The 26,641-nt window shown below is 44.5% G+C and carries 29 protein-coding genes, 3 tRNA genes and 1 pseudogene; 10 read left to right on the top strand and 23 right to left on the bottom strand.

From position 1 onward, the window contains the following. Positions 1-45 precede the first annotated feature (45 nt). On the top strand, positions 46-1,188 hold the full coding sequence (gene proB / locus FHQ23_RS05340) for a glutamate 5-kinase (protein ID WP_139613389.1): 1,143 nt from the start codon (positions 46-48) through the stop codon (positions 1,186-1,188). Positions 1,189-1,340: 152 nt separating this feature from the next. After that, positions 1,341-2,603, top strand: a complete 1,263-nt coding sequence (gene proA, locus FHQ23_RS05335; protein ID WP_139613388.1) for a glutamate-5-semialdehyde dehydrogenase — start codon at positions 1,341-1,343, stop codon at positions 2,601-2,603. A gap of 62 nt (positions 2,604-2,665) precedes the next feature. Here proA and rhaM read toward each other — a convergent pair whose 3' ends face one another. The 5 genes from rhaM to rhaB all read right to left on the bottom strand — a co-directional run bounded on the left by rhaM (position 2,666) and on the right by rhaB (position 7,681). Next, a complete protein-coding gene (gene rhaM, locus FHQ23_RS05330) occupies positions 2,666-2,980 on the bottom strand; it encodes an L-rhamnose mutarotase (protein WP_139613387.1) in 315 nt (104 codons plus the stop codon). An 18-nt stretch (positions 2,981-2,998) separates the two neighbouring features. Further along, entirely contained in the window at positions 2,999-4,033 is a 1,035-nt protein-coding gene (rhaT, locus tag FHQ23_RS05325) for an L-rhamnose/proton symporter RhaT (protein ID WP_139613386.1), read from the bottom strand. Positions 4,034-4,123: 90 nt separating this feature from the next. Then, positions 4,124-4,942, bottom strand: coding sequence for a rhamnulose-1-phosphate aldolase (rhaD, locus tag FHQ23_RS05320; RefSeq protein ID WP_139613385.1), 819 nt, complete (start codon positions 4,940-4,942; stop codon positions 4,124-4,126). A 15-nt stretch (positions 4,943-4,957) separates the two neighbouring features. Continuing rightward, complete coding sequence (locus FHQ23_RS05315) at positions 4,958-6,205, bottom strand: L-rhamnose isomerase (protein ID WP_139613384.1); 1,248 nt, start codon at positions 6,203-6,205, stop codon at positions 4,958-4,960. A gap of 18 nt (positions 6,206-6,223) precedes the next feature. Next, positions 6,224-7,681 (bottom strand): rhamnulokinase, encoded by a 1,458-nt coding sequence (rhaB, locus tag FHQ23_RS05310; protein ID WP_139613383.1) that lies wholly within the window; start codon positions 7,679-7,681, stop codon positions 6,224-6,226. Between the two features lie 236 nt (positions 7,682-7,917). On the opposite strand from rhaB, the gene rhaS reads away from it, so the two are divergent. Further along, complete coding sequence (rhaS, locus tag FHQ23_RS05305; protein WP_176552252.1) at positions 7,918-8,730, top strand: HTH-type transcriptional activator RhaS; 813 nt, start codon at positions 7,918-7,920, stop codon at positions 8,728-8,730. A 51-nt stretch (positions 8,731-8,781) separates the two neighbouring features. On the opposite strand, the gene FHQ23_RS05300 is transcribed toward rhaS, so the two are convergent. Further along, on the bottom strand, positions 8,782-9,216 hold the full coding sequence (locus FHQ23_RS05300; protein ID WP_139613381.1) for a GNAT family N-acetyltransferase: 435 nt from the start codon (positions 9,214-9,216) through the stop codon (positions 8,782-8,784). A gap of 195 nt (positions 9,217-9,411) precedes the next feature. Here FHQ23_RS05300 and tpiA point away from each other — a divergent pair, with 195 nt between their 5' ends. Continuing rightward, complete coding sequence (tpiA, locus tag FHQ23_RS05295; RefSeq protein ID WP_139613380.1) at positions 9,412-10,179, top strand: triose-phosphate isomerase; 768 nt, start codon at positions 9,412-9,414, stop codon at positions 10,177-10,179. 76 nt (positions 10,180-10,255) lie between these two features. On the opposite strand, the gene FHQ23_RS05290 is transcribed toward tpiA, so the two are convergent. The 4 genes from FHQ23_RS05290 to FHQ23_RS05275 form a co-directional block, all read right to left on the bottom strand. After that, entirely contained in the window at positions 10,256-10,741 is a 486-nt protein-coding gene (locus FHQ23_RS05290; protein ID WP_139613379.1) for a YchJ family protein, read from the bottom strand. 51 nt (positions 10,742-10,792) lie between these two features. After that, positions 10,793-10,869 (bottom strand) — tRNA-Arg (locus FHQ23_RS05285). Between the two features lie 66 nt (positions 10,870-10,935). Then, positions 10,936-11,012 (bottom strand) — tRNA-Arg (locus FHQ23_RS05280). A gap of 10 nt (positions 11,013-11,022) precedes the next feature. Then, positions 11,023-11,112 (bottom strand) — tRNA-Ser (locus FHQ23_RS05275). Between the two features lie 40 nt (positions 11,113-11,152). On the opposite strand from FHQ23_RS05275, the gene FHQ23_RS12505 reads away from it, so the two are divergent. Further along, complete coding sequence (locus tag FHQ23_RS12505) at positions 11,153-11,284, top strand: hypothetical protein (protein ID WP_267963622.1); 132 nt, start codon at positions 11,153-11,155, stop codon at positions 11,282-11,284. Here FHQ23_RS12505 and rep read toward each other — a convergent pair. After that, the gene (rep, locus tag FHQ23_RS05270; RefSeq protein ID WP_139613378.1) at positions 11,250-13,268 is read right to left on the bottom strand and encodes a DNA helicase Rep; all 2,019 of its coding nucleotides are present in this window, start codon (positions 13,266-13,268) and stop codon (positions 11,250-11,252) included. The genes FHQ23_RS12505 and rep overlap by 35 nt on opposite strands. 3 nt (positions 13,269-13,271) lie before the next feature. Then, positions 13,272-13,484, bottom strand: a complete 213-nt coding sequence (locus tag FHQ23_RS05265) for a YceK/YidQ family lipoprotein (RefSeq protein ID WP_139610247.1) — start codon at positions 13,482-13,484, stop codon at positions 13,272-13,274. Positions 13,485-13,700: 216 nt separating this feature from the next. Here FHQ23_RS05265 and FHQ23_RS05260 point away from each other — a divergent pair, with 216 nt between their 5' ends. Then, positions 13,701-13,991 carry a hypothetical protein gene (locus FHQ23_RS05260; protein ID WP_139613377.1) on the top strand — a complete coding sequence of 97 codons (291 nt, stop codon included), beginning with the start codon at positions 13,701-13,703 and terminating at the stop codon, positions 13,989-13,991. Between the two features lie 33 nt (positions 13,992-14,024). On the opposite strand, the gene FHQ23_RS05255 is transcribed toward FHQ23_RS05260, so the two are convergent. The 5 genes from FHQ23_RS05255 to rpsP form a co-directional block, all read right to left on the bottom strand. Beyond that, positions 14,025-14,750 carry a nitroreductase family protein gene (locus tag FHQ23_RS05255; protein ID WP_139613376.1) on the bottom strand — a complete coding sequence of 242 codons (726 nt, stop codon included), beginning with the start codon at positions 14,748-14,750 and terminating at the stop codon, positions 14,025-14,027. A gap of 146 nt (positions 14,751-14,896) precedes the next feature. Next, positions 14,897-15,244 (bottom strand): 50S ribosomal protein L19, encoded by a 348-nt coding sequence (gene rplS, locus FHQ23_RS05250; protein ID WP_132967727.1) that lies wholly within the window; start codon positions 15,242-15,244, stop codon positions 14,897-14,899. Positions 15,245-15,280: 36 nt separating this feature from the next. Further along, positions 15,281-16,015: a tRNA (guanosine(37)-N1)-methyltransferase TrmD gene (trmD, locus tag FHQ23_RS05245; RefSeq protein ID WP_139613375.1), complete on the bottom strand. Its 735-nt coding sequence runs from the start codon at positions 16,013-16,015 to the stop codon at positions 15,281-15,283. A gap of 54 nt (positions 16,016-16,069) precedes the next feature. Then, positions 16,070-16,594, bottom strand: coding sequence for a ribosome maturation factor RimM (rimM, locus tag FHQ23_RS05240; RefSeq protein ID WP_139613374.1), 525 nt, complete (start codon positions 16,592-16,594; stop codon positions 16,070-16,072). 33 nt (positions 16,595-16,627) lie between these two features. Further along, positions 16,628-16,876 (bottom strand): 30S ribosomal protein S16, encoded by a 249-nt coding sequence (gene rpsP, locus FHQ23_RS05235; protein WP_139610252.1) that lies wholly within the window; start codon positions 16,874-16,876, stop codon positions 16,628-16,630. 232 nt (positions 16,877-17,108) lie between these two features. Here rpsP and FHQ23_RS05230 point away from each other — a divergent pair, with 232 nt between their 5' ends. From FHQ23_RS05230 to FHQ23_RS05220, 3 genes are all read left to right on the top strand, one after another. Beyond that, positions 17,109-17,468, top strand: a complete 360-nt coding sequence (locus FHQ23_RS05230; protein ID WP_132967814.1) for a YbaN family protein — start codon at positions 17,109-17,111, stop codon at positions 17,466-17,468. A 110-nt stretch (positions 17,469-17,578) separates the two neighbouring features. Next, positions 17,579-19,243: a bifunctional UDP-sugar hydrolase/5'-nucleotidase UshA gene (gene ushA / locus FHQ23_RS05225; protein WP_139613373.1), complete on the top strand. Its 1,665-nt coding sequence runs from the start codon at positions 17,579-17,581 to the stop codon at positions 19,241-19,243. An 80-nt stretch (positions 19,244-19,323) separates the two neighbouring features. After that, positions 19,324-21,150, top strand: a complete 1,827-nt coding sequence (locus tag FHQ23_RS05220; RefSeq protein ID WP_267963621.1) for a protein-disulfide reductase DsbD — start codon at positions 19,324-19,326, stop codon at positions 21,148-21,150. Positions 21,151-21,177: 27 nt separating this feature from the next. Here FHQ23_RS05220 and nrdG read toward each other — a convergent pair whose 3' ends face one another. From nrdG to trmB, 6 genes are all read right to left on the bottom strand, one after another. Further along, positions 21,178-21,645, bottom strand: a complete 468-nt coding sequence (gene nrdG / locus FHQ23_RS05215) for an anaerobic ribonucleoside-triphosphate reductase-activating protein (RefSeq protein WP_139613372.1) — start codon at positions 21,643-21,645, stop codon at positions 21,178-21,180. A 12-nt stretch (positions 21,646-21,657) separates the two neighbouring features. Then, the gene (gene nrdD / locus FHQ23_RS05210) at positions 21,658-23,781 is read right to left on the bottom strand and encodes an anaerobic ribonucleoside-triphosphate reductase (RefSeq protein ID WP_139613371.1); all 2,124 of its coding nucleotides are present in this window, start codon (positions 23,779-23,781) and stop codon (positions 21,658-21,660) included. Positions 23,782-23,961: 180 nt separating this feature from the next. Further along, complete coding sequence (gene yggU / locus FHQ23_RS05205; RefSeq protein ID WP_139613370.1) at positions 23,962-24,255, bottom strand: DUF167 family protein YggU; 294 nt, start codon at positions 24,253-24,255, stop codon at positions 23,962-23,964. A gap of 2 nt (positions 24,256-24,257) precedes the next feature. Beyond that, complete coding sequence (locus tag FHQ23_RS05200) at positions 24,258-24,806, bottom strand: YggT family protein (RefSeq protein ID WP_139612310.1); 549 nt, start codon at positions 24,804-24,806, stop codon at positions 24,258-24,260. 88 nt (positions 24,807-24,894) lie between these two features. Beyond that, positions 24,895-25,233 carry a YggL family protein gene (locus FHQ23_RS05195; protein ID WP_132967737.1) on the bottom strand — a complete coding sequence of 113 codons (339 nt, stop codon included), beginning with the start codon at positions 25,231-25,233 and terminating at the stop codon, positions 24,895-24,897. Positions 25,234-25,262: 29 nt separating this feature from the next. Further along, positions 25,263-26,021 carry a tRNA (guanosine(46)-N7)-methyltransferase TrmB gene (trmB, locus tag FHQ23_RS05190; RefSeq protein ID WP_442805717.1) on the bottom strand — a complete coding sequence of 253 codons (759 nt, stop codon included), beginning with the start codon at positions 26,019-26,021 and terminating at the stop codon, positions 25,263-25,265. A 305-nt stretch (positions 26,022-26,326) separates the two neighbouring features. On the opposite strand from trmB, the pseudogene FHQ23_RS05185 reads away from it, so the two are divergent. Further along, a pseudogene (locus tag FHQ23_RS05185) lies at positions 26,327-26,641 on the top strand (hypothetical protein); the annotation flags it as partial.

Raw genomic sequence — 26,641 nt, 5'->3', positions numbered from 1 at the left:
TGGTAACGTAACAATCATTTTTTTATTTATTTTAGATCAAAAATTATGCAAAAAAACGCGTATTCCGACGCGGTTGAAAATGCCGCAGTCAAAACGATTGTCTTAAAATTTGGCACCAGTGTCTTGACCCAAGGCTCACCGAAACTCAACCGTCCGCATATGCTGAATATCGTGCGCCAATGCGCGCAATTGCAGCAGCTAGGACATCGGGTGGTGATTGTCACTTCCGGTGCGATGGCAGCGGGGAGGCACTATTTGAATCATCCGCAATTGCCGCCGACCATTGCCTCGAAACAGCTGCTGGCGGCAGTGGGACAAAGTCAGTTGATTCAAGCATGGGAGCAACTATTTGAAATTTATGATATTTATATCGGACAAATGCTGCTGACCCGTGCTGATTTAGAAGATCGCGAACGTTTTCTGAATGCGCGTGACACCCTGAATGCATTACTGGACAACCAAATTATTCCGATCATTAATGAAAATGATGCCGTGGCAACGGCGGAAATCAAAGTGGGTGATAACGATAATTTATCGGCATTGGTGGCGATTTTGGCGAATGCAGATCAGCTCTATTTATTAACCGACCAACAAGGCTTATTCGACAGTGATCCGCGCGCTAATCCGGCGGCAAAACTCATTGTGCAAGTGGATAAAATCACCGATCATATCCGTTCAATTGCTGGTGGCAGCGTGTCTGGTTTAGGCACCGGCGGCATGAACACTAAAATTACTGCTGCGGATATTGCCACTCGTTCCGGTATCGAAACCATTATCGCACCGGGCAGTCAGCACAATGTGATCCTCGATTTGGCGCAAGACAACGCGATCGGCACCAAATTCAAAGCGTTGCTTTCGCCATTGCAAAGTCGTAAACAGTGGTTGTTTGCCGCCCCGTCAGCCGGCACACTGGTGGTTGATCAAGGGGCTGAAAGTGCGGTATTGGAGAAATACCGTTCCTTGTTGCCAGCCGGTATTGTACAAATCGAAGGACGCTTCTCACGCGGTGAAGTGGTGCGAATCCGCACGCTGCAAGGCAAAGATATTGCGATTGGCGTGGCTTGTTATAACAGTGACGCATTGGAGCTGATCAAAGGCAAAAAATCGGCAGATATCGCAGTGACGCTCGGATATGAATATGGGGCGGTGGCTATTCACCGTGATGATATGGTTATCCTCTCGGTCTAAAAAACGGAATAGCGGCGTTGGAAATGCTCGCTGAAGCCCCACTTCAGCTGTGCTTTCCGCCTTGCTCTTCCATTTTTTATACAGCGAAGAGGATACAGTCAAGCGACATAGCGGCGTTGGAAAAGAGAGTAGAAGTAGAAAAGGATATAACAATGACAATCAATTTAGTAGAAATGGGCAAACAGGCGAAGCAAGCAGCGTTTGAATTGGCGCAACTATCCAGTGCGGAAAAAAACCAAGCGTTGCGGGTGATTGCCGATCAGTTAGAAATACGAGAAGCCGAGATTCTGGCGGCGAATGCCATTGATATTGCCAATGCCGAAGCGCAAGGTATCAGCGCTGCGATTATTGATCGTTTATTGCTGACGCCAGCCCGTTTAAAAGGCATTGCCGACGATGTGCGCCATGTGATCACGCTTGCCGATCCGGTTGGCAAGGTGATTGACGGCGGCACGTTGGACAGCGGGCTCTCGATTCAACGAGTGCGTGTGCCGTTGGGGGTGGTCGCGACCATTTATGAAGCCCGCCCGAATGTCACCATTGATGTCGCCTCACTGTGTTTGAAAACCGGTAATGCCGTGATTTTGCGCGGTGGCAAGGAGACCCGTCATACCAACCAAGTGTTATTGCAAGTGGTGCAAGACGCACTAAAACAAGCCGGTTTACCGGGTGAAGCCGTGCAGGCGATTATCGATCCTGACCGCACTTTAGTGATGCAACTGCTTAAACTGGATCGCTATGTGGACATGATTATCCCTCGTGGCGGCGCAGGCTTGCACCAACTGTGCAAAGAGAATTCAACCATTCCGGTGATTGTCGGCGGCATCGGCATTTGCCATCTGTTTGTTGAGCAAAGTGCGGATCTCAACCGCGCCTTAGCGTTGATTGATAATGCGAAAACCCAGCGTCCAAGTGCCTGTAATTCATTGGAAACCCTGTTACTGCAACGCAATATCGCCGCCGAATTTATACCGCACTTGGTGCAACAACTTGCCGACAAAAAAGTCCACTATTTTGCCGATGAGCAAGCGTTGCCGTTATTACAGCAAAACGGTGCAGAAGTAAGTGCGGTTAGCGACGACAGCTTGCGTAACGAAGCGTTGTGTAACAATATGAATGTGGTGATTGTCGAGGATATTCAACAAGCGATTGCGCATATCCAAGAATACGGCAGCCACCATTCCGACGGTATTCTCACCGAATCGCAAGCCTTAGCACGCCAGTTTGTTAATCAAGTGGATTCGGCAACGGTGTATGTCAACGCCAGCACCCGTTTCACCGACGGCGCGCAATTCGGCTTAGGCGCCGAAGTAGCGGTCAGCACCCAAAAACTGCATGCCCGTGGTCCAATGGGTTTGGAAGCGTTAACCACTTATAAGTGGGTGTGTTATGGGGATTATTTGAGCCGGAGCTAGTAAAAGATAATAAGCCACTTCTTAACTTGAAGTGGTTTATTTTATATATAGTGTTTGTTATCTTACTCCAGATAAAATACTTGCTCTAATTTTTGGGCTATAGGACTATTATCCGGATTGGATGGCATGATGTCTTTCATAAAATCCCACCACTTTTGACAAGCTGTTGTTTGTGCTACCTGATCCCAGCGTTCTTCTGACTCAATTTCGACATAACCGAACAATAAATCACGCTTCTTATCTAAGAATATTGAATAATTGTGAGCTCCGTGTTCTTTAAGTTCTTTGACTAACTCAGGGAAAATTTCATCATGACGTTTTTTATATTCTGCATGGCAATCGGGATTGACATGCATTAAGATACCTTTTCTTATCATTGTGTAATCCTTATGAACTTAGTTTGCCATACCTAAACCAACAATATTGGCGGCTAATACGATGATTAAACAGCCGATACAAAGTACACGCACTGGTTTAGTGCCCGTGTTCTTCCACTCTTTGAGGATTAACCCAACGATACCGCCGCATAGGACATAAAAACTCATATGTAACATCCAGCTCATAAAGCCGTAATCAGCAGGAATATTCGCATGTCCCCAAGCGTAAAAGAAAAATTGGAAGTACCACATAATTCCGCCAAGAGCAGCAAATAATGCATTACTGATTAATAGGTTTTTGGTTACGCTCATATCTTTGCGGAAAGACAGCTCTGGTTTAATGATTAAACGAATAATACAATAACCAAGATTGATAATTGCGCCTCCTCCCATAATCACAACATAGCTTGGTAAAGCAACATAAAGTGGATCAACCCCTAGTTGAGCAGCAGATTCATGCATTGGTACTGCAGCTGCCATAGCAAATGACATACCTGCTGAGAAAATACCGCATATAATTGCTAAAATTAACCCCTTTTTTAAATTGAATTCTTCGGCTGCAATACCACTAACGCGCTCTTTCAGCAATCCAGCATAGGAAACAACAGCAACCCCAACCAAAGCAACCAAAACGCCGATTAATGTCATTTTTCCACCGGTAGAAGCCAATAACTCTCCAAATCGCCCTTGTAAAATTGGAGTCATTAAGGTACCGAAAATTAGGGTGATACCGATAGCAATACCAATTCCCATCGACATACCAAGATAACGCATCGTTAATCCATATCCGATATTGCCAATACCCCACATGGCACCGAATAGGAATACCGGGATTAATATATTGCTGCTAAATGAAGCATAGTAGGCGGAGAAATCAGGTAATAGCCAATAGCTGATTCCCCAAGGCAGCAGTATCCAAGAAAATAGACCCGCAACAGCCCACATCGTTTCCCAAGACCAGTTTGTTACTTTTTTTAACGGTGCATAGAAGCAGGCTGCAGAGGTTGCACCAATAAAATGCCAAAATATACCTAAAAAAATTGAACTACCCATGTGGCTTCTCCTTTAAAAGATGAGATTTTTGCACCGCACTTTTATGTGATAACGAATTAAAAAGTGCGGTTGATTTTTTGAAAGATAGAACTACAAGACTCCGTCCATTGGTATTACGTCGAAACGTTCTGCCAATAGTTTGAACTCATCATTGGTAATACCTTGTTTGCGTCCGCCCATAGCCATTACTTTGACTAAAATTTCTGCTGACTTTTCAGCCGTATCAATTAAGCCGAATGCTTCATCTAAAGTTGCGCCAGCGCCAAATACACCGTGGAATGCCCAGAGGACAAGTGAGTGAGATTTCATTTTTTCAGCAGTGGCATAACCGATTTCATCTTTCCCCGGTACGAGCCAAGGCAATATGCCTATTCCCTCGGGAAATACCACTAAACATTCAGTGCTCATTTGCCATAGTTCGTGAGTAAAGACTTTACTATCTAATGGCAAAACATAAGTCAGTGCGATCAAATTTGTGGCATGGCAGTGCATAACAACGCGATCTTTACCGTCTGTTTTTTGCATTCTTACGATATGGGATTGTAAATGGGCGGCTAATTCGGAGGTTGCGACGCCTCCGTTGATTAATCCCCATTGAATGTAATACCCCTTACCCTGTTCATCTACCCGAACAACAGCAAGGTTATCGGCTGGATCTAAAATGATATTGCGGAAAAATTTACCCGAGCCGGTTACGATAAAATACTGTCCTGCCAATGCAGAGACATCTTGTGTTAATGCAATATGATGAGGTTTAGTATTAAATTCAGACAGGTAAGGCTCTACATCACTATCGAGTAAGCGTAAACTGACGTTACCACCGTTACGCTCATCCCAACCTTTTAGCCACATATCGTGAGTTGCCTTGATCATGCCTTGCACAAACCATGATGAAATAATATTTTGCATAGTTTTTTTCCTTTATTAACGTTGGTTCAATACGTTATTTTCATAACGATGAATATCCGCCAACCAACGGCTACCGACAGGTACGTTATGGCGTTCACAGTAAATATTCCAAACTGCCTGCCAAGGAAGTGACTTTGCTTCTTCTAATAGTGCTAAACGAGTGGTGAAATCACGTTTTTCTTCAGCTTGACGAAGAGCGGTAATCGGCTCTAATAAGGCTTTTAATAACGCTTTTTTCATATTTCTAGTACCGATAACCCAAGCGGCAATCCGATTAATCGAAGCGTCAAAGAAGTCCAACCCGATGTGAACACGGTTAAATAGTTTGTTGCGAATAATTTCATTGGCGATAGCTTGAGTTTCATCATCAAGCAGTACAACATGATCGCTATCCCAACGGACTGGGCGGCTAACATGCAGTAATAGGTGTTCTACAAACGGCATAACGGCAGAAATTTTATCTGAAATGGTTTCCGTCGGATGATAGTGTCCCGCATCTAAGCAAAGTGCGGTTTTACGCGAAGTTGCATAAGCGACATAAAATTCATTCGAACCGACGGTATAGGACTCTAACCCAATACCAAACAGCTTGCTTTCAACTGCATCTAAATGATATTTAGGATCAATTTTTTCTTTGATAATTTCATCTAAAGATTCGACTAAACGTTGACGTGGGGCGGCTTTATCAATGACAAGATCCTTGCTGCCATCAGGAATCCAAATATTCATTACGGAAGCCGTACCTAATTCTTTACCAAAATATTCGGATATTTTTCGACTTGCTTTGCCATGTTCAATCCAAAAATTGCGAATATCTTTATCCGGGTGAGATAGTGTTGCTTCAGCACTTAACGGATGTGAGAAATAAGTTGGATTGAAATCTAAGCCCATTTGGTTTTGTTTTGCCCATTCCACCCAGTTTTTAAAATGTTCAGGCTTGACTTCATTCCGTTCAACTTTATATTCGGCTTCCAAATAGGAAGCGTGTAAATTTAAACGTTTTGCTCCCGGAATCAAGCTGATAGCTAAATCAAGATCGGCTCTTAATTCACCCGGTGTTCTTGCTTTACCCGGATAATTACCTGTCGCTTGAATTCCGCCGGTTAAATCTCCGCCGAGCTGTTCAAAACCGCCAACATCATCCCCTTGCCAGCAATGAATGGAAACCGGAAGTTGCTCTAATAATATCATTGCCGCTTCGGTATCAATGTCAAAATCAGCAAATTGTTGTTTTGCAAGTTCATAGGCTTGTTGAGTGCTCATAATAACGTCCTCTTTTCGTTAATTTAGTTGGGAAAATTCTTGCCATTTGCGTTTTACGAAATCGGAATCAGCAAAGTGCGGTTGAAATTTAAAATGTTTTAATGGGAAGTTCTTGGTTACAATATTGCGGAATTCTTTTACGGTATGAATTTGATCTAATGCCATTAATTGGCAACCAATATTGCCTAGCACAGAGGCTTCAATCGGACCGGCAATAACATCTATACCGCAAATATCAGCACATAATTGGTTAAGAAATGCATTTTGACTTCCTCCGCCGACGATATGTAAATGCGATATAGGATGATGTTGTAATTTGGCAAGTTCTTCTGCTACTTGGCGATATAGCATGGCTAAGCTGTCAAAAATACAGCGCGCTAATTGCGCTGTTGTGGTAGGGATTGGTTGATTATGTAATTGGCAATATTGTTGGATGGCTTCAACCATTGAATTTGGGTTTAAGAAAACATCATTATTTGGATTAATTACACTGCGAAATGCTTGTTCTTGACTTGCTTGCTGCACTAATGCAGGAATATCGGTAATTTGGCGTTCCGTGCATAAACGTTGGAACAACCATAATCCCATAATATTTTTTAAAATGCGGTAGTGACCATCAATTCCGCCTTCATTTGTAATATTTGCATTCATTGCATGGCTGTCATTACAAACTTGTTTACGATCAAGCCCCATTAATGACCAAGTGCCGGAACAAAGATAGGCACTATATTCATCAGATAATGGGCTGGCGATAACCGCACTTGCGGTATCATGGCTGGCAACGGACATAACTGATATGATTTGATCATTTTGTTGCCAATTACCAATTTTATGACCAGGGTGGCGAATTTGCCCGAACCAACTTACCGGAATATTTAAATAATCTAAAAGTTCGGTGTCCCAGTTATCGGTATTGACATTTACTAGTTGTGTTGTGGTGGCATTGGTGTATTCACGATTAAGTACGCCGGTTAAACGGTAGTTCAAATAATCAGGTATCATGATAAAATCAGTGACATCCTCTAACCAATTTGGTTTATCGTTCATCATGGCTTTGAGTTGATAAAGCGTATTGAAGGTAAGGAATTGAATGCCTGTTTTTTGATAAATCTTTTCCTTACTCAAATTTTGTTGCACTTGCTGCATAATGCCTTCGGTTCGAGCATCTCTATAGGTATAACTATCACCTAGAATTTCGCCATGTTTATTGAGTAATACATAATCAACCCCCCAAGTATCGATGCCGACACTATGAAGCGTGATATTCTTCTCAATAATTTTATTTAACCCTGTAATAATTTCGTGTTCTAAATAAAGTAAATCCCAACAATCATGTCTATTTCGATGATGAAGTTGATTTTTGAAACGATGAATTTCTTGCAAGTTGATTTGTTGGCTTTCCATTTGATAGGTAGCTAACATAACGCGACCGCTAGATGCACCTAAATCAACTGCAGCAATATTCAAATTTGCCATATATCCCCCTTTCCTTTGTTAGATTTAGTCTAGATAAAGGTAGTCGGATGAACATTAATTTAGCTGCCGGTTTTAGAAAAACTTGGCAAAATATTCAAAGTGTATGTGCGAGAGATCACGAATTTGAAAAGTAGTTTTGGATAAGTTTGAAATCAGCTGGTGCATTGATTAGATATTGGCATAATTTATTGTAAGTGATTTTTTGAAATTTGAGTTTTTAAGGGGGAATAATGATAATGAAGTTATATGCAAAAGAATTTTTTCATCAAAGTTCTCAGCCGCTTAGTATTGAGCCTAGAGCGCCACAAGATAATTTTCCTGAGCATACACATCATGATTTTGACGAGATTGTCCTAGTGACAAATGGTAAGGGACGACATATCTTTAATGGTTACCCGCAAGAGTTGTATGCGGGTATGGTTTTATATGTAGAAGCGAAAGATCACCATTTATATGAAAATGTGAGTGGATTGCATTTAACTAATATCTTGTTTCGTTCGTTAGATAATTTTCATTTTATTCATAATATTAACTCATTATTAAAGACGATTAAACCTGAAAAGTCTAATTATCAAGTGATTAATAAAAAACAATTGGCAAATCTATTGCCTTTGATTGATGTATTATCAGATTCATCAAAATATAATATTATCGAGCAAGAAAGTTATTTTTTCCAATTATTGTCTTTATTACAACGCAATCAATTTAGTGATCATGGAATTGGTACCGTAATGGAGAAAGGCACACAGCTACTGCATTATCTAGCTCACAATTTTAATGAACCAGTAAACTGGGAACAACTTGCTGAACAATTTTCCTTGTCACTTCGTAGTTTGCATCGGTATATTAAAGCTCAAACGGGTGAAACCCCACAAAATTATCTAAATAGATTGCGCTTATCTTATGCCTATTATCAAATTCGTTACACTGATCAGACGATTATTGATATCGCATATGACAGTGGTTTTAATGACAGCGGTTATTTTTCTACTTGTTTTAAGCAAGAGTTTAAATTGTGTCCGAGAGAATTAAGAGTTGTTAAGTATTAATTATATTGCCAAAAAGCATATACTGAAGTGCTTTTATACCTTATGACATTATTATAGTCTAACCTCAAACACCCCTTTATTCGGGTTGAGTTTAAAGCCCTGTTCTTGCCAAAATTCCCGTTGTTGTGGTGTGCTTTCCACCACCAATAGATTACTTTGGGTAAAGCTGACAAAGTCGCGGCTCTTTTGTAGCAGCGCTTGCATAATATGTTGTCGTTGGGCGTTGTCAGAAGCAAAAATATCGGTCAGTTGCCAATAGCGTTGCAGGCGCAATGAGGAGAGACGGGGGTAGAGCTGCACAAAGCCGACCGCTTGTTGTTGATCATCAACGGCAATAAATAGAATACTTTCGCTGAAATGGATGCGGTTTGCCAAGAAACTCAGCGCCCGCTCTGCATTTTCGCTCATTCCTTGTTCGCAGCGATATTGTTCAAACAAGGGTAAAATCAGTTCAAGATTCCATAATTCGGCTTTAAATATCCGCATAATTGCCTCTAAATTAACCATTTCTGTGGCGAATTGTAGCGTTTTTATAAGCAAGAATCATCTGTTGTTAAATAAAAAACAACAAAAAAGTAAAAAGTCCGAAATTTTTTCGCTTATAAAAAGCAATTCAAAGCCAATTTTGCTATAGTGGAAACACTTTTTATTTATTAACCTTAAGTTTGCAAGGAGCAAAAAATGGCACGTCGTCCTTTAGTGATGGGTAACTGGAAATTAAACGGCAGCAAAGCAATGACCCGCGAATTGATCGCCGGTTTGAAAGCGGAACTGGCTGATGTCAAAGGCTGTGATGTGGCAATCGCACCGCCGTTGATGTATCTGGCGGAAGCGGAAGCCGCTCTGCAAGGCAGTAACATTGTGTTGGGTGCACAAAATGTGGATACCAATGTTTCTGGCGCATTCACCGGTGATACTTCCACCGAGATGTTAAAAGATTTTGGTGCAAAATATATTATTATCGGTCACTCCGAGCGCCGCACTTACCACAAAGAGAGCGATGAATTCATTGCCAAAAAATTTGCGGCACTGAAAGCGGCGGGCTTGATTCCGGTATTGTGCATCGGCGAAACCGAAGCCGAGAACGAAGCGGGTCAAACCGAAGCGGTCTGTGCCCGTCAAATTGATGCAGTGCTGAACAGCTTAGGCGCAGAAGCCTTCAACGGCACAGTGATTGCCTACGAACCAGTCTGGGCGATCGGCACCGGCAAATCCGCCACCCCGGCGCAAGCGCAAGCGGTACACAAATTTATTCGTGATCACATCGCCAAACAAGACAAGGCAGTGGCTGAACAAGTGATTTTACAATACGGCGGCTCAGTGAATGATGCCAACGCCGCAGAACTGTTCACCCAACCGGATATCGACGGTGCATTAGTCGGTGGTGCTTCGTTGAAGGCGCCAGCGTTTGCGGTGATTGTCAAAGCAGCGGAAAAAGCGAAAAACTAAGCTAACCGCACTTTATCACTGATGAAAAACCGAATCTGTTTGGATTCGGTTTTTTTGTTGGCTGAATATTGCTAACTTAGATTAGAAATGGTGCACAGCACTGTTTAAATTTTTTGCCTGAGCCGCATAGGCAAGGTTGTTTCATACTGGGGTATTGCCCTAATGTTGGATCAAGGAAGTACCAATGTTGACTAATCAAAACAAATGTTGATAGCTCATGATGGGCTTGCCGTCCGGCTGTGGTTTGATAAAACGCCTTAAATTCCACTTGTGCATGAATTTTGCCGACTTTCGGCAGGTATTGCACAATCTCAAGCCCAGCCCATTGGGTTTGCTGCGCCCATTGTTGCATCGCCGCAGTATTCAAGTGCGGTTGTTGCGCCGGAACAGTGGTGGCAACCAGATAATCTATTTTTTGCAGCGCATAAGCAGCATAGCGTGATCGCATTAACTGCTCGGCGGTTTGCGCAATACTTTTTTGTTGATGTAGTGGTTGGCAGCAAGCTTGATAAGATTGACCTGATTGGCAAGGACAGGATAAATCAATAGAAATTATTGACATAAAAGTGATCAATGCAAGATTTGAGAAAATTGGTAATATAAAAGGAAAAAATGGCGCATCCGAGAGGATTCGAACCTCTGACCGCTCGGTTCGTAGCCGAGTACTCTATCCAGCTGAGCTACGGATGCGTCGTTTCGTTGTTGATTAACCTGTCATATTGTCTTGTTACATTTTAACCAGATTAAGGGTTAAAATGGCGCATCCGAGAGGATTCGAACCTCTGACCGCTCGGTTCGTAGCCGAGTACTCTATCCAGCTGAGCTACGGATGCACAGAGCAAATGGCGGTGAGAGAGGGATTCGAACCCTCGATACAGTTTCCCGTATACACCCTTAGCAGGGGTGCGCCTTCAGCCTCTCGGCCATCTCACCGCAATTGGTTTGAGCGCACATAATACGGTTTTCGGAAAATATGTCAATGGCTTTTTTTGCCGGAACCGCACTTTTGCCTTGGTTTTGTAGCTGTTTGCTTGATTTGCAAGCAATTCTTGCTGAAAGTGCGGTCGGTGTTAACGCTTGCGTTGCAGCATGGCTTTCAAATTAGCAACATGATTGGTGGTTTTTTGTTCGATTTGTTGCGTGGTGACGGGTGGTTTATCTCGCTCCCACAGCAAATCACTTTGTGGCAGTTCTAACAGAAAACGGCTAGGTTTGGGGCGGATCAATTCGCCGTATTGGCGCCGTTCTTTGCATAAGGAAAATGTCAGCTCCTGCTGTGCGCGGGTGATGCCGACATATGCCAAACGCCGCTCTTCCTCGACATTGTCTTCATCGATACTGGTCTGGTGCGGCAAAATGCCCTCTTCCATGCCGACCAGATAAACATACGGAAATTCCAGCCCTTTGGAGGCGTGCAGGGTCATTAACTGTACCTGATCGCTTGCGTCGTCTTCTTCGTCACGTTCCAGCATATCGCGCAGGGTTAAGCGTGTAACCACCTGATTTAACGTCATGGCTTGGTTATATTCATCGCCACGCAACATGCCCGCCACCCACTCGAACAGGGTCGCCACGTTTTTGCTTTGCATTTCTGCCTGTGCTGGGCTGGCGGCGTGTTCAAACAGGTATTCTTGATATTGTAAGGCGGATAACATCTCACGTACCGCACTTTCCGGCTCGCTGCGTAACGCTTGATCATTCAGCTCGACAATCCAGCGGGCGAAATGTTGCAATGCTTGATAAGCGCGCGGGGTGAGGCGTTGGATTAGCTCAAATTCAAAGACAGCTTCAAACAGACTAATATGCTTTTCTTGCGCCAGTTGTCCCAATTTTTCTAAAGTTGCTGTGCCGATTTCGCGTTTTGGCGTATTCACAATACGCAGAAATGCGGCGTCGTCATCTTGGTTCACCACCAAACGTAGATACGCCATCATATCTTTGATCTCTGCTCGGGAGAAAAAGGAAGTGCCACCGGAAATTTTGTACGGGATCCGGTTTTGCATCAGCATTTTTTCTAACAGCCGTGATTGATGGTTACCTCGGTACAGAATGGCATAATCTTTATAATGCGTTTTATGCAGAAAACGGTGTGCTACCAGCTCGGCAACAATCCGTTCGGCTTCGTGTTCTTCGTTTTTAGCTTCCAAAATATGTAGTTTTTCGCCTTCGCCTAAGCTTGAAAACAGTTTTTTATCAAACACATGATCGTTGTTATCAATCAAAATATTGGCGGCGTGTAAAATCCGTTGGGTCGAGCGGTAATTCTGTTCCAACTTAACCACTTGCAGCTGGGGAAAGTCATCACGCAAGCGGATCATATTTTGCGGCCGTGCACCACGCCACGAATAGATCGATTGATCGTCGTCGCCCACCACGGTAAAGCGTGCTCGCTCTCCAACCAATAATTTAATCAGCTCATATTGACTGGTGTTGGTGTCCTGATATTCGTCGACCAGCAAATAACGGATTTTTTCCTGCCAACGCAATCGCACGTCGGGATCTTGCTGAAACAGCAGGGTTGGCAGCATAATCAAATCGTCAAAATCCAGCGCATTATAAGCCCGGACTTGATTGTGATATTGCTCGTAACACAGCGCAAACAAAATATCTTTCTGCCCGTCGGCAATACCTTTTGCCCGTTCCGGCAGAATCAGATCGTTTTTCCAGTTGGAAATGGTATGCAGCAATTCGTTCAGCAGATCTTTATCGCCTTTGAGATACGGTTCGGTCAGCTCTTTCAGCAGCGCCAGTTGATCGTGTTGATCGAACAGGGTGATATTCGCTTTATATCCTAAAGTGTGGTATTCGCGTTTGATAATATCAAAACCCAGCGTATGAAAAGTGGAAACCGTCAGCCCTTTGCTGGCTTGTTTGCCAATTGAATGTGCTACCCGCTCGCGCATTTCGCGTGCGGCTTTATTGGTAAAAGTCACCGCCGCAATCTGCTTCGGCAGATAACCGCACTTTTCAATCAAATAGGCAATTTTATTGATAATCACCCGAGTTTTGCCCGAACCGGCGCCCGCCAGTACCAAGCAAGGTCCGTTGACATATTCGACGGCGTTTTGTTGTTGCGGATTGAGTTTCATCGGTTAATCCTGCGCCAGGGCGTAAGGCAAAAGTGCGGTATCCAAAATAAACGACAGAGGAATATCCAAAATCGGTAAGCCCCAACTTTTTGCCATCTGGTAATCATATTTCACCCCGGCATAGGCGCTATACGGCTGGGTTGGATTGATCAAAGTCACAATCGTGCCGCAGCCGCTGAGAGCGAGGCAGGCTAGCAATAAAATCAGTTTATACATGGCACTGGCGTCGTGTTAAAGGTCGTGTTAAAGATAGAGGCTGGCATTATAAAGGGAATACCGCCGCCTCAGCAAAGGAAATGTGTTTTTAGCGTATTGATAAATGTGCGGATTTATTGGTTTTTGTATAATCAGATGTTCTAGTTGCTATCTTCCTTAAGCATTACTTAATCTTTGTCTGCTTTAATATTCATAAATAAGGCAGAGGAGACAGTGATGAAAAAGATGAAAGATTGGTTACAAGGCACCAAGCAAAAATTGGCAGAGATTTGGCAGCAGCAGAGGAAAAAATTGCAGCAGAGCGGTTTGTCGCAGAAATACAGCGGAGTTGCGGCATTAATATTGCTGTCGCTGTTTTTATTGATGTTTGGCTTGCTTTCACTGCTGCTGCTTGCGGCATTCAGCTTGATTGCCGCACTGCAACTGTTATTCGCTAAAAAACCGGTACTAGCGGCAGAGCAGGTGATTATTGAAACCACAGCAGTGAGGCACAACGCTAAACTATAGCGCTGTACTAGCGCAGTAATAACAAAGCGGGTATCAAATTTTTCGGTAAACTTGTTCAAACGGCAGGCGAAAGCGTTCTCCCCAAATGCCGCGTCCTGCTTCACGAATGCCACAGGTGACGACCATGTTGATTTCTGCTCCACGTGGTAGTTGCAGAATCCGTTTCACTATACGACTGTCCAAGCCTTCGAGCGGGCAGGTGTCGTAGCCTTGTTCTGCCATGGCCAGCATAAAGGTTTGCGCCGCAAGGGCACAGCTTTTGTGGGTGACGATACGTAAATCGGCTTCAGATACGTTGGTGGCAATTGGGCGGAATAAGCCAATGCTATGGGCGATCAGTTTGCGCACCATTCCCAACAAGCCGAAGCCACGGGCATACAAAAACGGCATTAATTTGCCGTAATAACCGTCCAGTTTTTTCAGGCGATCGGTTTGTTTATCCATTGGGGTATTGCGCTGAAGATCGTCGCTGACAGCGCTCAAGACTTGCTTGGCTCGTTGACGATGCAAATCCTGACGGGTAACAAACACCACCATTTGTTGTGCGGTGGTGGCGGTATTTTGACTAAGGCAAGCTGCGGCAAGTTGTGCAAGTGCGGTTTTGTCGCTGATATGATAAAACTCATACAGTTGCATATTCGAGCTACTTGGTGCCAGTTGTGCCAATTGTAGGCATTGGCGTACTTTGCCACTGTCAAGTGGTGTCTCGCTGTAGTGGCGCATCGCACGGCGGTGGTGTAGCATCTCGCTTAAAGTCATCAGGTGTCCTTTGGTTTAGTTTGTTACTGATCATCGGTTTATTTTACACCGATTGTGGGGGCAACCAGTTAGCTGAAAATGGCGCTGACAAAAAAAGAAAAGGCTTGGAGTTTTCCAAGCCTTTCTTATATTTGCTAATCTTGCAATTAGTTCAAACGCTCTTTGATACGCGCTGACTTACCACTACGCTCACGCAAGTAGTACAGTTTAGCTTTGCGTACCGCACCTTTACGTTTTACGCTGATGCTGTCGATTTGTGGTGAATGCGTTTGGAACGTACGCTCAACACCAACACCGTTTGATAATTTACGCAAGGTGAAAGCAGAATGCAGACCGCGGTTACGAATTGCGATAACCACGCCTTCGAACGCCTGCAGACGTTTTTTACTACCTTCAACAACCCATACTTTCACTTCCAAAGTGTCACCAGGACGGAAGCTTGGTACGTCTTGTTTCAATTGTTCTTGTTCCAGTTGTTTAATAATGTTACTCATAATAAATACCTTTTATTCCTAGATGTAACTGAATCTTTACTCTTGCTGCTGGATTAGATCCAACAGCCCTCTTTGTTCGTCAGTCAGAGCTAGGCTTTCCAATAGCTCAGGTCGGCGTGTCCAAGTGCGGTGCAATGACTGCGTTAAGCGCCATTTGCGTATTTCCGCATGGTTACCCGACATTAATACCGGTGGCACAGCGGCTCCGTCCAACACTTCCGGGCGGGTGTAGTGCGGGCAATCCAACAAGCCGTCAGCGAAAGAATCCTCTTCGGCTGAAGCTTGTTTACCCAATACCCCGGGAACAAAACGAGCAACGGCGTCGATTAACGTCATTGCAGGCAGTTCCCCGCCGGTCAGGACATAGTCTCCGACCGACCACTCTTCATCGATTTCTGCTTCAATCAAGCGTTCGTCAATGCCTTCGTAGCGTCCGCAAACCAAAATGATTTTTTGATATTGCGATAATTGCTGTACGCCACGCTGATCGAGTTTGCGTCCCTGTGGAGAAAGGTAAATTACCTTCACACCTTCCCCTGCTGCTTGCTTTGCGGCGTAAATGGCATCACGCAACGGTTGCACCATCATCAGCATGCCCGGTCCGCCGCCATAAGGGCGGTCGTCAACGGTTTTATGCTTGTCGTGGCTGAAATCACGCGGATTCCAACACCGCACTTGCAGCAGGTTGTGTTTTACGGCTCTGCCTGTTACCCCGAATTCGGTGATTGCTTTAAACATTTCCGGGAAAAGACTAATAATCCCAATCCACATATTGTTACCTATGCTAAAAATGTTACCGCCAAAGCGCCCACGTGTTTCCTGAGGTTAGAAACCAGCGTCCCAATCCACTTCAATAGTCTTTGTGGCGAGATCGACTCTTTTAACTACTGTCTCTTCAAGATACGGAATCAACCGCTCTTGTTGTCCGAAAGCGTCATTCAAATTGGCTTTCACCACTAACACATCGTTCGAACCGGTTTCCATCATGTCGCTGACGTTGCCCAATTGATAGCCTTGCAGATTCACTACTTGGCAACCGATTAAATCGTGCCAGTAATAGCCCTCTTCAAGCGGCGGGAAGTTTTCCGCATTCACCCCAATTTCAATATTGGTCAGGGTTTGTGCGATGTCGCGATCATCGATGTTTTTCAGTTTCACGATTAAATCGTTACTGTGGTAGCGCCAGCTTTCCAGCTCGGTGGCTTGCCATTTTCCCTTGATATTCAAATACCAAGGTTGATAATCGAAGATACTTTCAGCTTGTTCTGTCGATGAATAGATTCGCAACCAACCACGAATCCCGTAAGTTGAACCCAACTTGCCGACGATACTGATATTTTGTGCTGTCATATTCACCTACTCATGTGTTTTGCTTAAAGCAGATTACGCTGCTTTTTTTGCTTCTTTAACCAGCGCAGAAACGCGGTCAGATAAAGATGCACCTTTTTCGATCCAAGCGTTGACACGCTCTAAATCTAAACGTAAACGTTCAGCTTTACCGGCAGCGATTGGGTTGAAAAAACCAACGCGCTCGATAAAACGACCGTCACGAGGGCAGCGGCTGTCCGCTACAACGATTTGATAAAATGGGCGTTTTTTTGCACCGCCACGAGATAAACGAATGGTTACCATAGCGTCCTCTAAAATGATAGTAAAAATAAAACCCTCGTTCGAGGTGAGGGTGTCATGTACTTTTTACCGCAATGAAGCGATAAAAAGCCGTCAGATTTTACTCTTTTCTGTTGGAATTGCAAGTTTTAGTGCGGGGTTTAGCAAATCAATGCTGGCATAGCAATTGTGAATGCAGGGAAATTCTGTTTATAATGAGAACGGTTATTAATAAACAGGAAACATAATGCCGTTGATCAAATTTATCTATATTTTATTGGGCTTTATTGCGCTCGGTTTAGGAATTATCGGGATTCCGCTGCCGGTGCTGCCGACCACGCCTTTTCTATTGCTGGCGTTGTACTTCTTTGCTAAAAGCTCTGAGCGGTTGCACAGTTGGTTTTTGCAGACCGCACTTTATCATAAATACCTGAAAACCTTTGACGAGCAGCGGGCGTTGACCTTGAAAAGTAAGATTTATATTTTGCTGTTATCCACCGGTATGATTGCAATCAGCTATTATTTTTTACCCTCGATTTATGGGCGGATTTCGTTGCTGGTGCTGCTGTTGATCGAATACTGGTTTTTCTTTTTTTGGATCAAAACGATTCGTTAATTTTATCGGATAAATCAATGGATTTTATATTATTTTTTACGCATACTTAGGGGCGAGTTTTTTATCTTTCATCTTGTTTAACTCTCTATTCAAAATAAAAAGGAACTAGTATGAAGTCTTTATTAAAATTAAGTACTTGCGCAGGTGTTATCCTAGGCACCTTGGCATTTTCCGGTTTGGCACAGGCGGAATACGAGAAAGACCGCACTTATCAATTGACTGTGCTGCACACCAATGATTTGCATGGTCGTTTTTGGACCAATCAAAATGGTGAATATGGCTTGGCTGCACAAAAAACCTTGATTGATCGCATTCGTAAAGAAGTTGCTGATAAAGGTGGAGATGTGATTCTGCTCAACGCTGGCGACTACAACACCGGGATCCCGGAGTCTGATTTGCAAAATGCCAAGCCGGATATTGAAGCGATGAATATCATCGGCTATGAAGCGTTGGTGTTGGGTAACCATGAATTTGATAATCCGTTGCAATTGTTGGATATGCAGGAGAGTTGGGCGAAATTCCCGTTCTTGTCTGCTAACGTGTTTAACAAAAAGGATGGTAGTTTGTTGGTGAAACCTTATACCATTTTGGATAAACAGGGGCTGAAAGTGGCAGTGGTTGGTTTGACCACGGAAGATACTGCTAAATTAGGCAACCCGGAATTTATCTCGAATGTGGAATTTATCCGCCCAGCTGAAGCCGCTAAAGACGTACTTGCCAGCCTTAACAGCAATGAAAAGCCGGATATTAAAATCGGCTTGACCCATATGGGCTATTACCATGATGCCCAGTACGGCTCGAATGCGCCAGGCGATGTGTCGATGGCGCGTGAATTGGAAAAAGGCGCGTTTGACATGATTCTCGGTGGTCACAGCCATGATACGGTTTGTATTAATGATGACGGCAGTTTCAACCTTAAGTATAAACCGGGCGATGCTTGCAAACCAGCCTTTGAAAACGGCACTTGGATTATGCAGGCCGGTGAGTGGGGTAAATATGTTGGACGCGCTGACTTTGAATTTAAAAATGGTGACCTGAAATTGGTTGACTACCAACTGATTCCGGTTAACTTAAAAGATAAAGTCAAAAATGCCGAAGGAAAAACGGAATATGTATTGTTCCAAGAAGAGATTCCAGCCGATGCCGAATTGTTGGCACATTTGAAAACCTATCAAGACAAGGGCGATGAACTGCTTGGGGTTGAAGTGGGCAGTGTTAACGAAAAATTGGAAGGGGACCGCAACGTTATCCGTTTCCAACAAACCAATTTGGGGCAGCTGATTGCCCGTTCACAAAAAGAGCGAGCTAAAGCAGATATCGGCATTATGAATTCCGGTGGTATTCGTGCTTCGATCGAGCCGGGCAAAGTGACCTATAAAGATATTTTAACCGTACAGCCGTTTGGGAATATCATCAGCTATGTTGAGCTAAATGGACAGGAATTGCTCGATTATTTAGATGTGGTGGCATTGAAAGAAATTGATTCCGGTGCCTATGCCCAATTTGCCGGTATTAGCATGACGGTCGATCGTGCAGCGAAAAAAGTGTCGAATGTCAAAATTAATGGTGAAGCGTTGGATTTGAAAAAAACCTATCGCGTCTCTTTGCCGAGCTTTAGTGCCGCAGGCGGCGACGGCTATCCGGTGGTGACTAATAATCCGAGCTATGTCAATACTGGCTTTGTCGATGCAGAGAGTCTGAAACTCTATTTTGAAGAGAACTCACCGATTGATGCCAGCCAATTCAAAAACGAGAATGAGATTATTTATAAATAATCCGAGTAAGCAACAATAGATCTTCAAACAAAAATCCGATAGTGTACACATTATCGGATTTTATTTTTTAATGGATTGTTATGTTAGTCAAACCGCACTTTTCACGTTTTGTTGTTTTATTGAGCGTTATACTTTTTATGCTGCATTTGATCAGCGGTACCAGTTTTGCCAATGATCTGTTCGGCAAAAAAGAGCGGTTTTTACCGCCGCACGAAGCTTTTATCTTTTCGGCGCAAGCAGATCAGCAAAGCTTAAACCTCAATTGGCAGATTGCCGAAGGTTATTATTTATACCAACGTGAAATCTCACTTGAGGACGCGCAAGGGCGAATCACCGATTTAGCATTGCCGCCTGCTACACCGTATCATGATGAATTTTTCGGCGAAGTCCAGATTTACCGCAATCAGTTAGCATTGGCTGTGCCGTTACATAACCGCAATGGAAAAATTATCGTTCACTATCAAGGCTGCACTAGCGGTTTTTGCTATCCGCCGGAAACGCAGGAATTAGATTTGGCTGCGTTACAAAGTGGACAAAACGCAACGGCGATAGCGGAAGATAGCCCTGTGGATACCATGCAACAAAGTGCGGTCATAGCAGACAACCGTAATGTTGACGATAGCTTCTTTAATCGTAATAGCACCGAAGAGTTAGCAGGCAATCTGGGCGAAAGCAAATTCAGTATTCTGTGGTTTTTTGTTTTAGGGTTAGGTTTGGCGTTTACCCCTTGCGTATTGCCGATGCTGCCGCTGCTTTCCTCGATTGTGATTGGGCAAAAACAGCGTCCGCACAGTCTGCGTGCGTTGTTGTTGAGCGTGGTTTATATTCAAGGTATGGCACTGACCTATACCGCACTTGGCTTGCTGGTGGTCGCGATTGGGTTACCGTTTCAAATTGCATTGCAAAGCCCTTATGTCTTGATCGCATTTTCGATTTTGTTTGTGGTTTTAGCCTGCTCGATGTTCGGTGTGTTCAACTTGCAACTGCCGTCTTCTTGGCAAAACAAACTGAATCAAATGAGCCAAAAACAGAGTGGCGGTGCCTATTGGAATGTATTTTTGATGGGGATGATTGCTGGGCTGGTGGCATCACCTTGTGTCAGTGCACCGCTGTCGGGCGCACTGCTATACGTGGCGCAAAGTGGTGATTTTGTGACCGGCGGCTGGAGTTTGTATCTGCTGGCGCTGGGTATGGGCGTGCCGTTAGTGTTGGTGACGTTGTTTGGCAATCGAATTTTACCGAAAGGTGGCGTGTGGCAAGAAAAAGTCAAAATTGCTTTCGGTTTTGTGATGCTGGCAGTACCGGTCTTCTTAATCTCACGTTTGATCGCTGACATCTGGGGCGAGCGTTTGTGGTCGTTGCTCGGCGTAGCATTTTTCCTTTGGTTGACCTCCGCCATCAGTGATAAAAAATCACTATTGGGGATCAAACTGCTGCCATTGCTTGTTGCTATCGTGTTGGCGCAGCCGTTGGTGAGCTGGGTTGGGCAAATGATAAACGGCAATACGTTGACCAGCCAAACCGAGTCGCCGCATCTGCATTTTAATGCAGTGTCGGACTTTGCCGATTTACAGCAGCAGTTGCAACAAAATAGCGGCAAAGTGGTGATGTTGGATCTGTATGCAGATTGGTGTGTGGCGTGCAAAGAGTTCGAAAAATATACCTTCAGTGATCCGCAAGTGCAGCAGCAGATGGCACAAATGGCGCTATTGCGAGCAGACTTGACGCGCAACAGCCCACAAAACCGCACTTTGATGGAAAACTTGAATATTGTCGGTTTGCCAACCATCATCTTCTTTGATCTAAGCGGAAAAGAGATTGCTAGCAGCCGTATCAGCGGATTTCTGGATGCTAGACAATTTGAACAATGGTTGGCACCGTTACTGAAACAGCATAATCAACAGTAAGTCAGACTATCATAGTAAAAGTGCGGTTCAGGTTTTCAAGCGATAAATGATCTGATTGCTGGAGCCGCGCCACAACAGTTTTGGATCGGCAAGTTGTTGGATAAACTTGCCGTCGATCAACACATCAACATACGTTAGAAAGGCTTGTTGTGTTGCGGTTAACTCCTGCATACGATAGCCGGTCCACAGCCAAATGTCTTTCTTCGGGCATTCGCGTTTAATCCGTTGCACCAACGGCAAAAGTGCGGTCAGGTTTTTGGGGTGCAGTGGATCGCCGCCGCTGAGACTCAAGCCTTGTCGCTTGATGCGCGTGTCTTGTAAATCGGCGATAATCTGATCTTCCATCGCTTGATCAAACGGCACACCGGCGCAAAATGACCAACTCTTTTGGTTGTAGCAGCCTTTGCACTGGTGCTCGCACCCTGCCACAAACAGAGTGCAACGTGTGCCTTCGCCGTTAACGACATCCACCGGATAATATTGCAGATAGTTCATTGTGACCGCACTTTACAGGTGTTTCACCCGGCGTTTGACTTCTTCCTGCTTGCCGCTGTTGAATGGGCGCGCATCTGGGCTGCCGAGATAGCCGCACACCCGCCGTGTGACCGACACCGTGCTACTGTCGTGGTTGCCGCAGGATGGGCAGGTGAAGCCCTTGCTGGTGCAGTCGAATTCGCCTTTGTAGCCACAGCCGTAGCACTCGTCGATCGGGGTGTTGGTGCCGTAATACGGCACACGGGAATAGCTGTAATCCCATACATCCTCCAGCGCTTTGAGATTGCGCTGCATATTCGGGTATTCGCCATAACAGATGAATCCCCCGTTGGCGATCGGCGGATATGCCATTTCAAAATCCAGCTTGTCGTATGGATTGACCTTCTTTTCCACGTCCAAATGGAAGCTATTGGTGTAGTAGCCTTTGTCGGTTACGCCGTCGATAATCCCGAACACTTTGCTGTCGAGACGGCAGAAGCGGTCACACAGATTTTCGCTCGGGGTAGAATACAGGCTGAACGCATAACCGCTCTCTTGTTTCCATGCCTCGACCGCACTTCGCAAGTGCTGCACAATCTCCAAGCCTTTTTGCCACAAGGTGTGTTGATCATAAATAGGGCTGCCGAACAGCGCATTGATGGTTTCATGAATGCCGATATAACCGAGTGAAATCGAAGCTCTGCCGTTTTTGAAAATATCAGCGATACAATCATCGGCGTTCAAACGCACACCGCATGCGCCCTCCATATATAAAATCGGCGCAACCCGTGCTTTGGTCTGTTGCAAGCGTGCAATCCGTGTCATCAGTGCTTTTTTGGCAATCGCCAAACGTTGGTCTAACAGCTGATAAAACCGCACTTCGTCTCTTTTAGCTTCCAGTGCAATCCGTGGCAGGTTGAGACTGATCACGCCGAGATTATTACGCCCTTCGTGGATTTCCTGTTGATCTTGTTCATATTTGCCCAAAAAGCTGCGGCAACCCATCGGCGCTTTGAACGAACCGGTTACTTTCACCACTTGATCGTAATTCAGAATATCCGGATACATCCGCTCGCTGGCGCATTTCAGTGCCAGTTGTTTGATGTCGTAATTCGGATCGGTGGCGTTCAAATTCAAGCCCTGTTTCAGCGTGAAGACCAGTTTCGGGAAAATCGCTGTTTTATGATTTTTACCCAAGCCCTGCAAGCGATTCTGTAAAATGGCTTGTTGAATCAAACGCGACTGCCAGCTGGTGCCCAAGCCGAAGCCAAAAGTGACGAACGGCGTTTGTCCGTTGGCGGTATGCAGTGTGTTGACCTCATATTCCAGTGATTGAAATGCATCGAAACACTCTTTTTGCAAGCGTGCTTTGGCGTAGCCTTCCGCATCGGCAATCTGCCATTCTGCTGCAACTGCCAGATGTTTTTCATAACTTTTTTGTACATAGGGCGCCAACACTTCGTCAATTCGATTAATGGTCGTACCGCCGTAAATATGGCTGGCGACCTGCGCGATAATTTGTGCGGTGACGGCAGTGGCGGTGGTGATCGATTTTGGGGTTTCGATTTCGGCATTGCCCATTTTAAAGCCTTGCTCTAGCATGCCTTGCAAATCAACCAGCATACAATTGAACATCGGGAAGAACGGCGCATAATCGAGATCGTGGTAGTGGATTTCGCCTTTTTCATGGGCTGCAACCACATCGGCTGGCAACAGATAGCGCTTGGCATAGTGTTTTGCTACGATACCCGCCAGCAGATCGCGCTGGGTCGGGATCACCTTGGCATCTTTATTGGCGTTTTCATTCAGAATCTCCAGATTGCTCTGTTCAATCAGGCCTTCGATCTCTTGTGTCAACTGGCTGCGTTTCTCGCGCGCCAAATCCCGATCGTGACGATATTCAATATATGCACGTGCAATTTGTGGATACTGGCTCTTCATCAGCTTCTCTTCGACCAGCGACTGAATATGTGCAATATCAATTTGTTGTTGATAGTGGCTGAAAATCTGCTGACAAACTTCATTACTGATGTGCGAACAAAATGCTTCGTTGTTGATTTCGCAGGCAACCGCTGCTTTACGGATAGCTTGCAGAATACGCTCTGCCACGAACGGCGTGCTGGCACCGTCTCTCTTAATGACCTGTAACCCTGACATAAAAACCCCTTATACGGATAAACCAAAAAACGCAGACACTATATATAGACATTATTTATTTTGAAAGCACTATATATTGATTATTTGATCTCTGTCAAATAAAAATAGTTATCAAAAAATAAGGTGTTGATTTTTGTTGTAAATGGGTTTAGACGGTAAAATAGCAGTAAAAGTGCGGTTTTATTGGCTGAATAAGGCTTGCACCACTGCTGGAATCAGTTTCGGCTCAGGGATAAAAACTTGTTTATGTCGGTTGAGTTCGCCTTTTTCTAGCACGATACTGCTTTTAGCCACTTTGAATTGTTTGGCGAGAAATTTCAGCAGGTGGGCGTTGGCTTGTCCGTCAACGGGTGGGGCGGTGATGCTGATTTTCAGTTCACCGTCATGCAAGCCGATAATCTGGTCTTTGCTGGCTTTGGGTTGCAGCACAATTTTCAGCCGCAACCCGTTTTCGCATAGTGTTATGGCGGACACGGTTATGCCAACACCCACAGCGAACCGAAAAAATCCAGCAGCAGGTTGTTGCCTAAAATCAGGATAAATGCCAATGCCATCACGGAAAAATCGATCATGCCGGTTTTTGGCAAAATTTTACGAATCGGCGCCAGCAGCGGCTCGGTAATGCGGTACAGTTGATATTCTAATGGATGATTGCCTTGGGAAAACCAACTCATCACCGCACGGATTAAAATGGCCCAGAAGATAATCTCGCCAAAGGCTTTGATCACCGCTAAGCCACCGATGATAGCGAATTGCCATAAACTGGCGCCTTCAAAACTACCGATTAATAGCGGATATTTCAGCATATTGATCACAAATGCCAGCACTAACGCAGCAAAATCAATATTTTTTCGGGTCGGGATCAGTTTGCGCAACGGTGCTAATACCGGTTGGGTCAGCTTGACTACGGCTTGTGACAGCGGGCTGTAAAAATCCACTTGGCAATATTGGAACCAAGCGCGCAATATCAGAATAAAAGTATAAAGCCCCACCACGGTTTGTACTAAAAATTGTAATGTGTTCATGAGAATCCTTTAAATAGCAAAAGTGCGGTCTGAAAACCGCACTATATTAGATAGGATTAAATCGGAAAAATTCAAGTTCCGATTGATATTATTGAATTGGGTAGTCCCACCAAATATCAAACAATTCACTAGTTTCAACTTGCTGTAGTTGGTTATCCTTCAACCACTGTGCTACCAAAGTGCGGTGTGAGTCGTTGCAGTTGCCGATATTTTCCAAACAAACCAAGCCTTCCCAATTGAGATAGCCGCTGCCTTCATAGGCTAAACCATTCGGTTTAATTACTTCGGCGATAAAACGATCTAGTGTTGCGTCAATCGCTTCTACTGATGTGTTGTCGGCAAACTGCCAGCGCACCACAAAACCTAACTCTTGGAATTCGCCTAAGTGCATTTTTTTACGTTGTCTGCGGTTACGTTGAATAGCCATACTCTTTTCCTTTTTCTGGTTGAATAAACTTATTGATAGATAAAATAAAGATCCCAAACGCCGTGACCGAGCCGCTGTCCGCGTTGTTCAAATTTGGTTAGCGGGCGGAAATCCGGTCGTGGGATATAGTCATTGGTTGCCGATTGATTTTGCAATTTTGCGTTATTTTGTAAGGTTTCCAGCATATGCTCGGCATAGTTCTGCCAGTCGGTTGCCATATGAATAAACGCACCGCACTTTAGCTTTTGCTGAATAGTGTGGATAAACGCCGGCTGCACAATCCGCCGTTTATGATGTTTGGCTTTCGGCCAGGGATCTGGAAAAAACAGTTGTAGCCCGCCTAAACTTTGATCAGCGATGCTGTCACGCAAAATTTCCATCGCATCGTGGCAAATCAAACGTAAATTACGGATTTCTTCTTGAACTGCCAAGGCAACACAAGCCCCAACGCCCGGTGTGTGCACTTCAATGCCTAGGTAATTACGATCCGGATTGTTTTTCGCCATCGCCACCAGCGAAGTTCCCATGCCAAAGCCAATTTCCAAAATCACCGGATTATCGTTGCCGAAAATCTTAGCAAAATCAAATGGGGTCTGTTGATATTCTAACCCATATTCTGACCAATGACGATTCATGGCGTCTTTTTGATAATCACTCAAACGCCCGGTGCGCAGCACAAAACTGCGAACTTTGCGCACATAGCGCCCATCGGCAGTAAATTCGGCAGTTTCAACGGTTTTACGTTTTTGATCAGCAAAGGTCGTTTGCAGGCTAGATTCTGACATCATGATTAATTAAAAAGCTCTCTTTTAGTTTGATAGCCCGCATTATGCAAATATCTTCGGTGATTACAACTGTTTTTGTCATTTCGATTGAAAATAACTAAGCCGCTGATGTAGTGCAATCATTTTATGTGTAAAGATTAGCGTATTTACACAAAAGGTTAAAAAATAGGCATGGATTTTGTAATAATGTCTGATAGAATGCGCCCCACTTAAATCAGCATCTTGTATTAACTGGCTGATTTCAATCAATAATTGACTTATTGGTTATCAATAAAATCATAAACTTAAACGATAAAAGGTTACTTATAGTGAAAAAAATCAATTCTAAAACCTGTGCTGCGCTATTGTTGTCAGCATTATTGGCCGCTTGTGGCGGTGGCGGCGGTTCATCCAATTCCACAACAACATCGAACACCACAGCGATTAATTCGGAGCCTAGCACGGCTCCAAAAACAGATGATGCGGCATTAGCTGCGCTGAAAGAGAAAGAAGCGCTTCAGAAAGCAGAACAAGAGCGCCAAAAAAGAGCGAAAGAAGAGGAAGAGAAGCAAAAAAATGAGCTTCAGCCAGCTGATCCAGTAGCACCACAGCCAGCTGACCCAGTAGCACCGCAGCCAGCTGAA

The sequence above is a fragment of the Testudinibacter crocodili genome, assembly GCF_006228025.1.
GTDB lineage: Bacteria > Pseudomonadota > Gammaproteobacteria > Enterobacterales > Pasteurellaceae > Chelonobacter.
The sequence above is the reverse complement of the archived record's forward strand: the minus strand, read 5'-3'. Positions and strand labels throughout refer to the sequence as shown.

Bases quoted from the DNA above. Each gene is read 5' to 3' on its own strand.
- rpsP (WP_139610252.1), bottom strand. From the start codon at position 16,876: ATGGTAACCATTCGTTTATCTCGTGGCGGTGCAAAAAAACGCCCATTT.
- FHQ23_RS05265 (WP_139610247.1), bottom strand. From the start codon at position 13,484: ATGTATAAACTGATTTTATTGCTAGCCTGCCTCGCTCTCAGCGGCTGC.
- FHQ23_RS05195 (WP_132967737.1), bottom strand. From the start codon at position 25,233: ATGGCTATTCAACGTAACCGCAGACAACGTAAAAAAATGCACTTAGGC.
- nrdG (WP_139613372.1), bottom strand. From the start codon at position 21,645: ATGAACTATCTGCAATATTATCCGGTGGATGTCGTTAACGGCGAAGGC.
- FHQ23_RS05290 (WP_139613379.1), bottom strand. From the start codon at position 10,741: ATGTCAATAATTTCTATTGATTTATCCTGTCCTTGCCAATCAGGTCAA.
- rhaM (WP_139613387.1), bottom strand. From the start codon at position 2,980: ATGATAAGAAAAGGTATCTTAATGCATGTCAATCCCGATTGCCATGCA.
- FHQ23_RS05260 (WP_139613377.1), top strand. From the start codon at position 13,701: ATGAAAAAGATGAAAGATTGGTTACAAGGCACCAAGCAAAAATTGGCA.
- FHQ23_RS05300 (WP_139613381.1), bottom strand. From the start codon at position 9,216: ATGCGGATATTTAAAGCCGAATTATGGAATCTTGAACTGATTTTACCC.
- rplS (WP_132967727.1), bottom strand. From the start codon at position 15,244: ATGAGTAACATTATTAAACAACTGGAACAAGAACAATTGAAACAAGAC.
- FHQ23_RS05315 (WP_139613384.1), bottom strand. From the start codon at position 6,205: ATGAGCACTCAACAAGCCTATGAACTTGCAAAACAACAATTTGCTGAT.
- trmB (WP_442805717.1), bottom strand. From the start codon at position 26,021: ATGATGTCAGAATCTAGCCTGCAAACGACCTTTGCTGATCAAAAACGT.
- trmD (WP_139613375.1), bottom strand. From the start codon at position 16,015: ATGTGGATTGGGATTATTAGTCTTTTCCCGGAAATGTTTAAAGCAATC.
- rhaT (WP_139613386.1), bottom strand. From the start codon at position 4,033: ATGGGTAGTTCAATTTTTTTAGGTATATTTTGGCATTTTATTGGTGCA.
- FHQ23_RS05200 (WP_139612310.1), bottom strand. From the start codon at position 24,806: ATGAACACATTACAATTTTTAGTACAAACCGTGGTGGGGCTTTATACT.
- FHQ23_RS12505 (WP_267963622.1), top strand. From the start codon at position 11,153: ATGTCAATGGCTTTTTTTGCCGGAACCGCACTTTTGCCTTGGTTTTGT.
- proB (WP_139613389.1), top strand. From the start codon at position 46: ATGCAAAAAAACGCGTATTCCGACGCGGTTGAAAATGCCGCAGTCAAA.
- ushA (WP_139613373.1), top strand. From the start codon at position 17,579: ATGAAGTCTTTATTAAAATTAAGTACTTGCGCAGGTGTTATCCTAGGC.
- rhaS (WP_176552252.1), top strand. From the start codon at position 7,918: ATGAAGTTATATGCAAAAGAATTTTTTCATCAAAGTTCTCAGCCGCTT.
- proA (WP_139613388.1), top strand. From the start codon at position 1,341: ATGACAATCAATTTAGTAGAAATGGGCAAACAGGCGAAGCAAGCAGCG.
- FHQ23_RS05220 (WP_267963621.1), top strand. From the start codon at position 19,324: ATGTTAGTCAAACCGCACTTTTCACGTTTTGTTGTTTTATTGAGCGTT.
- nrdD (WP_139613371.1), bottom strand. From the start codon at position 23,781: ATGTCAGGGTTACAGGTCATTAAGAGAGACGGTGCCAGCACGCCGTTC.
- FHQ23_RS05255 (WP_139613376.1), bottom strand. From the start codon at position 14,750: ATGACTTTAAGCGAGATGCTACACCACCGCCGTGCGATGCGCCACTAC.
- rimM (WP_139613374.1), bottom strand. From the start codon at position 16,594: ATGACAGCACAAAATATCAGTATCGTCGGCAAGTTGGGTTCAACTTAC.
- rep (WP_139613378.1), bottom strand. From the start codon at position 13,268: ATGAAACTCAATCCGCAACAACAAAACGCCGTCGAATATGTCAACGGA.
- tpiA (WP_139613380.1), top strand. From the start codon at position 9,412: ATGGCACGTCGTCCTTTAGTGATGGGTAACTGGAAATTAAACGGCAGC.
- rhaD (WP_139613385.1), bottom strand. From the start codon at position 4,942: ATGCAAAATATTATTTCATCATGGTTTGTGCAAGGCATGATCAAGGCA.
- rhaB (WP_139613383.1), bottom strand. From the start codon at position 7,681: ATGGCAAATTTGAATATTGCTGCAGTTGATTTAGGTGCATCTAGCGGT.